This is a genomic window from Ornithinibacter sp. (assembly GCF_035443565.1).
GTDB lineage: Bacteria > Actinomycetota > Actinomycetes > Actinomycetales > Dermatophilaceae > Fodinibacter.
The window spans coordinates 1-8834 of record NZ_DAORSO010000084.1 but is presented as its reverse complement, the minus strand read 5'-3'; the positions used below and the strand labels follow the sequence as shown (position 1 = coordinate 8834).

At 71.8% G+C, this 8834-nt stretch carries 8 protein-coding genes; all 8 read right to left on the bottom strand.

All coding sequences use genetic code 11. From position 1 onward, the window contains the following. Position 1: 1 nt before the first annotated feature. Positions 2-1207, bottom strand: a complete 1206-nt coding sequence (locus PLL68_RS09705) for an MFS transporter (protein WP_324533558.1) — start codon at positions 1205-1207, stop codon at positions 2-4. Between the two features lie 120 nt (positions 1208-1327). Next, a complete protein-coding gene (locus PLL68_RS09700; RefSeq protein ID WP_324533557.1) occupies positions 1328-2530 on the bottom strand; it encodes an acyl-CoA dehydrogenase family protein in 1203 nt (400 codons plus the stop codon). Positions 2531-2610: 80 nt separating this feature from the next. Beyond that, positions 2611-4074 carry a Rossmann-fold NAD(P)-binding domain-containing protein gene (locus PLL68_RS09695; RefSeq protein WP_324533556.1) on the bottom strand — a complete coding sequence of 488 codons (1464 nt, stop codon included), beginning with the start codon at positions 4072-4074 and terminating at the stop codon, positions 2611-2613. Positions 4075-4149: 75 nt separating this feature from the next. After that, positions 4150-4527 carry a fluoride efflux transporter FluC gene (locus PLL68_RS09690; protein ID WP_324533555.1) on the bottom strand — a complete coding sequence of 126 codons (378 nt, stop codon included), beginning with the start codon at positions 4525-4527 and terminating at the stop codon, positions 4150-4152. Further along, complete coding sequence (locus tag PLL68_RS09685) at positions 4524-4919, bottom strand: fluoride efflux transporter FluC (RefSeq protein ID WP_324533562.1); 396 nt, start codon at positions 4917-4919, stop codon at positions 4524-4526. The genes PLL68_RS09690 and PLL68_RS09685 overlap by 4 nt, the downstream gene beginning before the upstream one ends. A gap of 87 nt (positions 4920-5006) precedes the next feature. Continuing rightward, entirely contained in the window at positions 5007-6473 is a 1467-nt protein-coding gene (locus PLL68_RS09680; protein WP_324533554.1) for a dihydrolipoamide acetyltransferase family protein, read from the bottom strand. Positions 6474-6489: 16 nt separating this feature from the next. Beyond that, positions 6490-7476 (bottom strand): alpha-ketoacid dehydrogenase subunit beta, encoded by a 987-nt coding sequence (locus PLL68_RS09675; protein ID WP_324533553.1) that lies wholly within the window; start codon positions 7474-7476, stop codon positions 6490-6492. Then, positions 7473-8678, bottom strand: a complete 1206-nt coding sequence (pdhA, locus tag PLL68_RS09670; RefSeq protein ID WP_502910689.1) for a pyruvate dehydrogenase (acetyl-transferring) E1 component subunit alpha — start codon at positions 8676-8678, stop codon at positions 7473-7475. Before pdhA ends, PLL68_RS09675 begins: the two co-directional genes overlap by 4 nt. Positions 8679-8834: the final 156 nt, after the last annotated feature.

Genomic DNA, 8834 nt, shown 5'->3' with positions numbered 1-8834 from the left:
GTCAGTGGTAGCCGGCGGCGGCGAGCTCGGCGCGCTCGAGGTGCCGGTAGCGAACCCCGATGATCGCGAAGGCGCACGCACCCGCGGCGATCGGCACGGCATACGCCGCCTGCGCGCCCCACGCCTCGATGGCCCAACCCGCGATGGCCGACCCCAGGGAGATGCCGATGAGGATGCCGGTGATCGCGACCGCCATTCCCTCGGTCACCAACGCCTTGGGCACCAGGCGCTGGGCCAGCGACAGGCTCGTGATGAGCAGGGGCGCGGTGGCCGAGCCCGCGATGAACATCACGACCGCGAGCGGCCAGAGCCCGTCGACGAACAGCGCCGGCACCTCGAGCAGGAACATCCCGCCCGCGGCGAGGAACAGACGGCGGGTCATCGTCGAGCGGAAGATACGGGTGCCAAAGAGGAGACCGGCGATCGTCGACCCCAGCGCGAAGGCCCCGAGCACGATGCTCGAGAAGGTCTTGGTACCGGCCTCGTCGGCGAAGGCCACGGCGATGACCTCGTTGCCGCCGAAGATCATGCCGGTCATCACCAGGGCGGTGGCGACGAGCAGCAGGCCGGGGCGGCGCACCGCGAACCCGCCGGGGCGGTCGGCGTGCGGCACGATCGGCGGCTCGGTGGCCCGCGCCGCGAGGAAGATGAGCATGCCCGCGGTGAAGAGGACCTCGGCCAGGATGAGGCCGGCCTCGGGGAACCACAGCGTTGACACGAGCACGGCCAGCACGGGGCCGAGCACGAAGGACGCCTCGTCCGCCACCTGCTCGAAGGACATCGCCGTGTGCAGCTGGTCGGGGTCGTCGCGGAAGATGTGGGCCCAGCGCGCCCGCGACATCGGCCCGGGTTCGGGCAGCACGGCGCTAAGGCCGTAGAAGACGAAGAGGGTCCAGACGGGGGCGTCGGACCAGGAGAAGTAGGCCGTGAGGGCTCCGGCACACGACGACACGAGGATGAACGGCAGGGCCACCCGGCGCTGGCCGTGCTTGTCGACGAGCCGCCCGATGACCGGCCCGGCGATCGCGAGCACGGCGACCCCCACGGCCGACACGGCACCGGCGACCCCGAAGGAGCCCCGGCGCTCACTGACCATGACGATGACGGCCACGCCGAACATCGACCCCCCGGTGCGCGAGAGCGCGGTGCCGGCGATGAAGCGCAGGGCTCCGGGCACGCGAAAGAGCGGGGCGTAGGCGGACAACACGACAGAACTCCGTAGGACGAAGGGTGAGGGATGAAGGGCGAAACGACCATCCTGAGGCCCGCCGGGCCCTTCGAGCAAACGAGATCCCGCCGCGACCCGCGGCGACCCGCCGCAGGCGGGTCAGCGGAAGGCCGACTCCCCCGTGAGGGCCTGGCCGATGACGAGCGTGTGCATCTCGACGGTGCCCTCGTAGGTCAGCACCGACTCGAGGTTGTTGGCGTGCCGGAGCACCGGGTACTCCCCGCTCACCCCGTTGGCGCCGAGGATCGTGCGGGCCGTGCGGCAGATCTCGATGGCCTTGGTGATGTTGTTGTACTTGCCGACCGAGACCTGCTCCGGGCGCAGGCCCACGGTGTCCTTGCGTCGCCCGAGGTGCAGCGCGAGCAGCTGCCCGAGCTGCAGCTCGGTCGCCATGTTCGCGAGCTTGGCCTGGGTGAGCTGGAACCCGGCGATCGGCCGGCCGAACTGGATGCGCCCCATCGAGTAGCGCCGCGCGGCATCCAGCGACGAGCGGGCCGCGCCGAGCGCGCCCCAGACGATGCCGTAGCGCGCCTCGGACAGGCACGCGAGCGGGCCCTTGAGCCCCGTGACGTCGGGGAACACGGCATCCGCGGGCAGACGCAGGTCCTCGAAGGTGAGCTCAGCGGTCACCGAGGCACGCAGCGACATCTTGTGGCTGATCTTGTGCGCCGCGAATCCCGATGTGTCGGTGGGCACCACGAAGCCGCGGATGCCGCCGTGCTCCTCGCCCGCGTTCGCCCAGACCACGGCGACGTCGGCGATCGAGCCGTTGGTGATCCACATCTTCGAGCCGTTCAGCACCCAGTCGTCTCCGTCCTTGCGGGCGCGGGTGCGCATCGAGGCGGGGTCGGAGCCGTGGTCGGGCTCGGTCAGGCCGAAGCAGCCGATCGCCTCACCGGCGGCCATCCGCGGCAGCCACTGCTGCTTGTGCTCCTCGGTGCCGAAGCGCCAGATCGCGAACATCGCGAGGCTGCCCTGCACCGACACCAGGGACCGGATGCCGGAGTCGCTCGCCTCGAGCTCCAGGCAGGCCAGGCCGTAGTCGACGGCCGACATGCCGGCGCAGCCGTACCCCTCGAGGTGCATGCCGAGCAGCCCGACCTTGCCGAACTCCAGCGCGAGATCGCGGGCGGGCAGGTCACCGTCCTCGTACCACTGCATGACGTGCGGGTCGACGACGTCGGCGCACACCTGGCGGGTGGCTGCCCGGATCGCCTTCTCCTCGTCGCTCAGCTGGCTGTCGAGGTCGATGAGGTCGAGCGGGTCGGACGGTCGCTTCGGCATCGACGAGGAGGCACTCATGTCGCCATCTTGCCCTCCCACCCCGCCGTGAGTGCGGAAGTGGTGGCCAGGGCCACCACTTCCGCACTCACGGCGAGACGTCAGGGGCGGGCGGAGGCGGCGCCGAGCAGAGCAGCCAGCCCCAGAGCACTGCGCGGGTCGTACGCGGCGCGCCACAACCCGCCGTGCGCCGCGGCATACGCCTCGTCCTGCCACGGGTGGTCCTGACGGGGCGAGCCGACGGTGAGGTCGTGCACGAGCAGCGCCGCCATCAGGGTGTTGGCCGTGCCGGGCTCGAAGACCTCGACCCCGAAGCGGTGCGACCCGGCATACGCAGCAGCCAGCGCCCGGTTCTTCACCACCGAGCGGGTGCGGGTCGGTGGGGCGATCTTGAACGAGACCGTGGCCCCCTGTGCCCGGGCCGACGTGGCCCGCCAGCGCTGGATCCGCTTGGCGAGCAGGTAGTTCGGGCCCTGCTGGAGCACCACCGAGTCGTTGATGCCGGGGTCCTCGCCGGGCTGGTAGTTGCGGCGCAGCAGCCGCCCGCCCGACAGGGTGCGCAGCGGGCCACGCAGCACCTTGGACGTACGGCGCTGCGCGTAGGACAGGGCCGAGGCGTCGACGGCCTCCCCCGGCACGGCGAAGACGTCGGTCGGGGTCGCGAGGAAGGACAGCGCCGTGTCGGGTCGGGCCAGGCGCACGATCCGGGTCATCGCGTCGACCGCGGTGCTGACCCGCACGTTCGTCGCCCCGTCGGCGTAGACGTAGTTGCCGACGACCAGCTGCCCGGGGAGCCCGCACACCCAGCCGGTCGCGGTCGGCAGACCCGCGATCAGGTCGACGCCGGCCCGCTCGGCGAGCGAGGACGTGCCCGGCGACGCGGGCACGAGCAGCCGACCGGCACTGGACGCCGTGTCGTCGAGGACGCGGGTCCACAGGTCGGGGCGGGGCAGGTCGACCGCGGCGACGGTGGCACCCCAGCGCAGCAGCGAGCGCAGCGGCCCCATCTCGGCCGCAGCCCCGAGCACGACGACGGTGCGCCCCTCGAGCCGCAGCCACTGCGGGTTGTCGAGCACCAGCCCGACGGCCTCGCGCAGGCTCGGCTCGACGACCCCGTCGTCCACCCATGCATCGAGCCGGCGGCGCAGGTCGTCCCCGGCGAGCCGAGTGCCCCGGTAGGGCACGGTCAGGGCGGTGTCGGGCTCGCCACCACCGCCGCGGCTCTCCGTCACGAGATTGTCGGCAGGGCTGCCGACGACCCCGCCCAGCGCGGCATCGAGGGCGCACTCGTTCCCGTCGGCGTCGCGCCACCGCATCCGGTCATGCACCGATGCAAGGCCTGCATCCGCGATCGTCACGGCAGCCTGTGGGGTGGTCAGGCCCGCCTCCACCAGGCGCCGGAAGTGGGTGAGGTAGCCACTGCGCCAGTTCGTCTCGCGCTGGGCGGCGGCCGCTCCGACGGGGTCGACGGGGCGCAGTGCGTCGGCCACGATGCCGCGACCGGTTGCGCTCGTCGAGCGGCGCCCGTCGACCTCGGGGAAGACCACACCGGTGGGGTCGTTCATGTCACTCCTGACGACGTTCGGGCAACGCTGGCCACTCTGCCACGTACGCCTCCACCACGGCGGGGAGCGCCAAAGTCAGAGCCCGCGGCCGAGGGTCAGGCCGAGCAGCGCCAGCAGCACGCCCACCACGAGCATGCCCGCCGCGTTGGCGGCAGCACGGCCCCAGGCCTCCTGGTGCATGAGCCGAACGGTGTCGACCATCGCCGTGCTGAACGTCGTGAAGCCCCCGAGCACCCCGCCCCCGAGGATGAACAGCCACGTGCTGTCGACCAGACCCGCCTCGAACGACCCGACGACCAGACCGAGCAGGAACGACCCGAGCGCGTTGACCAGGAAGATCCCCGCCGGAAAGCCCGGCTTGGCACGCTGCATGACCAGCCCGTCCCCGACGAAGCGCAGGCAGGCGCCGATACCCCCGCCGAGGCAGGCGAGGAGGAACACGGGGATGCTCATGCCCGACCTCCCCGCGCCCGGTCGGCATGCCGGTCGGCGAACAGCCTCCCGATGCGGAAGCCGATCCCCGCGGCGAGGACGCCGAGGACGACGCTCGCCACGGCATACGTGATCGCCAGGCCCGGACGGGAGTCGGCCAGCAGCACGGTGTCCGTCGCCAGGGCGCTGTACGTCGTGAACCCGCCGAGGATGCCGGTGCCCACGAACAGTCGCACCTCACGTCGGCGCGGCGTCTCAGGTTCCACGGCGGCCAGGTGGGCGAGCAGGCCACCGAGCACGGCGGCGCCGACGATGTTGACGAGGAACACCGACCACGGGATGCCGCCGTCGGCGGGCAGGACGAGGTGCAGGCCCTCACGACCGGCGGTGCCGATGGTGCCGCCGAGCAGCACCAGGCCCAACGGCCGAGTCTCAACCAGCCCATTCGCCACCACGGGGCACACCCTAGTGAGGGCGTACCCCGTGGGGGCGACGGGTGCTCAGCCCCAGACCAGGGCCCGCCCCGGGTCGCCGAGCAGGGCGGCGACGTCGGCGAGGTAGCGGCTGCCGAGCTCGCCGTCGACGAGTCGGTGGTCGAAGCTCAGCGCCAGCGTGGTCACCCAGCGCGGCTCGATGCTCTCGCTGCCATCGGCCGCGGTGACGACCCACGGGCGACGCGACACCGTGCCGAACGCGAGGATCGCGGACTCACCGGGGTTGAGGATCGGCGTCCCGGCGTCGATGCCGAACACCCCGACGTTGGTGATGGTGATCGTTCCGCCGCTCATGTCGGCGGGCTGCGTGCGCCCCTCGCGGGCGGTGGCCGTGAGGGTGCCGATCGCGTCGGCGAGCTCACGCATCGTCATCGCGTCGGCATCCTTGATGTTCGGCACGAGGAGCCCGCGCGGGGTCGCCGCGGCGATGCCGAGGTTGACGTAGTGCTTGACGACGATCTCCTGGGCGGCCTCGTCCCAGCTGGCGTTGATGCCGGGGTTGCGGCGCACCGCGACGCACATCGCCTTGGCGAGCACGAGCAGCGGCGTGACCTTGACGTCGCGGAACTCACGGTCGGCCTTGAGCCGCTCGACGAGCTCCATCGTCCCGGTGACGTCGACCGTGACCCACTCGGTGACGTGCGGCGCGGTGAACGCGGAGGCCACCATGGCCTGGGCGGTCATCTTGCGCACGCCCTTGACCGGGATCCGCTCCTCACGGTCGCCGGATGCCGTGGGGTGACCCCAGCGGGACGCGGCGGGAACGGCATCCGAGCTTTCCTGTGCGGATGCCGGGGCACCGGTCGCGCTCGCGGCCGCGGCTTCGACGTCGGCGCGGGTGACGATGCCGCCCTCGCCGGTCGGGGTGATGGCGGCGAGGTCGAGGCCGAGGTCCTTGGCGAGCTTGCGCACCGGCGGCTTGGCCAGGGTGCGGGTGCGCTCCCCGGACAGCGGCTGTACCTCTGGTGACCTATTGGTCGATTCGGGGACGGTCGGCGATGCCCCGCCAGCGCGGGGGCGGCGCTTGGCCTCGGTCTGCTTGACCCCGTAGCCGACGAGCACCGCGGTGCGCCCCGTCGAGGTCGTGCCACCGATGAGGCCCTCGGCGATCTCCTCGCCCGCAGCACCGCCATCGGATGCCGGGGCGGCAGCGGGAGTCGCGGGAGGCACGGCGGCAGCGGGGGGCGCGGCGGCAGCGGGAGCCGGCGCGGCGGCATCCGAGGAACCGCCCACCCCGTCGTCGACGGTGATGATGACCGAGCCGACGTCGACGGTGTCGCCCTCGGCCGCATGCAGTGAGGCGACGGTGCCGGCGAAGGGCACCGGCAGCTCGACGAGCGACTTGGCCGTCTCGACCTCGACGACGATGTCGTTGACCTTGACCGTGTCACCGACGGCGACGTGCCACGTGACGAGGTCGGCCTCGGTCAGACCCTCACCCGGGTCGGGGAGCTTGAACTCACGAAGAGCCATCTGCGAGAACCCCTTTTCAGTACGCGAGGGAGCGGTCGACGGCGTCGAGCACCCGGTCGAGATCGGGGAGGAACTCCTCCTCGATGCGGCTGGGCGGGTAGGGCACGTTGTAGCCGCCGACGCGCAGCACCGGGGCCTCGAGGTGGTGGAAGGCCCGCTCGGTGACGAGCGCGGAGATCTCCGAACCCATGCCGAGGAAGGTCGACGCCTCGTGGACGACGACGACCCGGCCAGTCTTGCGCGCCGAGGCGAGGATCGTGTCCTCGTCGAGCGGCGACAACGAGCGCAGGTCGATGACCTCGAGGTTGTGCCCCTCCTCCGCGGCGGCCTCGGCGGCCTGGAGGCACGTCTTGACCATGGGGCCGTAGGCCAGCAGCGTGACGTCGGTGCCCTCGCGCAGCACGCGCGCCGAGCTGAGCGACCCGGCCGGCCCGTCGCCGACCTCGCCCTTGTCCCAGTAGCGCCGCTTGGGTTCGTAGAACACGACGGGGTCGTCGGTCTCGATGGCCTGCTGGATCATCCAGTGGGCGTCGTGCGGGTTGGAGACGGCGACGACGCGCAGCCCCGCCGTGTGGGCGAAGTAGGCCTCGTTGGACTCGCTGTGGTGCTCGACCGCGCCGATGCCACCGCCGAACGGGATGCGGATGACGAGCGGCATCTTCACGTACCCCAGCGAGCGGGCGTGCAGCTTCGCGACCTGGCTGACGATGTGGTCGAACGCCGGGTAGACGAACCCGTCGAACTGGATCTCGATGACCGGGCGGTAGCCGCGCAGGGCCATGCCGATGGCGGTGCCGAGGATGCCGGCCTCGGCCAGCGGGGTGTCGATGACCCGCTCCTCGCCGAAGTCCTTCTGCAGGCCCTCGGTGACCCGGAAGACCCCGCCGAGCTTGCCGATGTCCTCACCCATGAGCACGACCTTGGGGTCGCGCTCCATGGCGGCCCGCAGCCCGCTCGTGATGCCCTTGGCGATGGTGGTGGGCTTGGTGGCTCCGGGGCTCATGCCTGCGCCTCCTCGAAGGACGCCTGGTAGGCGACGAACTCGGCCCGCTCGCGCTCCATGACGGGGTGCGGCGTCGCGTAGACGTGGTCGAACATGTCGGTTCCGGGGGGTTCGGGCATCGACAGGCACCGTTCTCGCACCGAGGTGCCGAGGGTGTCGGACTCGGCGTCGATGGCGTCGAAGAACGCGGCGTCGGCGCGGCCGGTGGTGAGCAGCCACCGCTTGAAGCGCTCGATCGGGTCACGGTGCTTCCACACCTCGACCTCGGCGCTGACGCGGTACTTCGTCGGGTCGTCGGAGGTGGTGTGGGCGCCCATCCGGTAGGTGTAGGCCTCGATGAACGTCGGGCCCTGGCCGGTGCGCGCGGCATCCAGCGCGGCCTTGGTCACGGCATACACGGCGAGGACGTCGTTGCCGTCGACACGGATGCCGGGGAACCCGAACCCGCGCGCCCGGTGCCAGAGCGGCGCCCGGGTCTGCTTCTCGTTCGGCTCGGAGATGGCCCACTGGTTGTTCTGGCAGAAGAACACGACCGGGCTGTTGTTGACGCCCGCGAAGACCAGCGCCTCGGACACGTCGCCCTGGCTGGTGGCACCGTCGCCGAAGTAGGCGATGACGGCGGCGTCACGCTCGTCGTCGCCGGTGCCGACCGCGCCGTCACGCTGGATGCCCATGGCATATCCGGTGGCGTGCAGCGTCTGCGCGCCGATGATGATCGTGTAGAGGTGGAAGTTCTTCTCGTTGGGGTCCCAGCCACCGTGGTTGACCCCGCGGAACATGCCGAGCAGGTTGACCGGGTCGACGCCGCGGCACCACGCGACGCCGTGCTCTCGGTAGGTCGGGAAGGCGTAGTCCTGGGGGCGCAGCGCGCGGCCGGAGCCGACCTGGGCGGCCTCCTGCCCGAGCAGGCTGGCCCACAGGCCCAGCTCGCCCTGCCGCTGGAGCGCCGTGGCCTCGGCGTCGAAGCGCCGGATCAGCACGAGGTCGCGGTAGAACCCGCGCAGCTCCTCGTCGCTCAGGGCGTCCACGACGGCGTCGTGCTCGGGGTGCGAGACCCGCTCCCCCTCAGGGGTGAGCAGCTGCACCATCTCGGGGCCGCCGTCCTGCTCGAGGCGGACGGGGTTCTCGGGGGCGGTCGCGCGGCTGACGTGGTGGTCCACGCCGAACGCGGTCTCGAGGGGGGCGACGTCGCTGTCGCTCACAGGGCACTCCTTGTCCGGGCGCCCGTGGTGACGGATGCCGCGTCGAGCCGACCGTAGGCGTCGCCGGGTGTGCGTCGTCGCGGTCGACAGGGTTGGGCGACCGCGATGCTGGGTGTGGCTGCGGTCACTGCCGATGTCGGGACCACCGTACCGGTG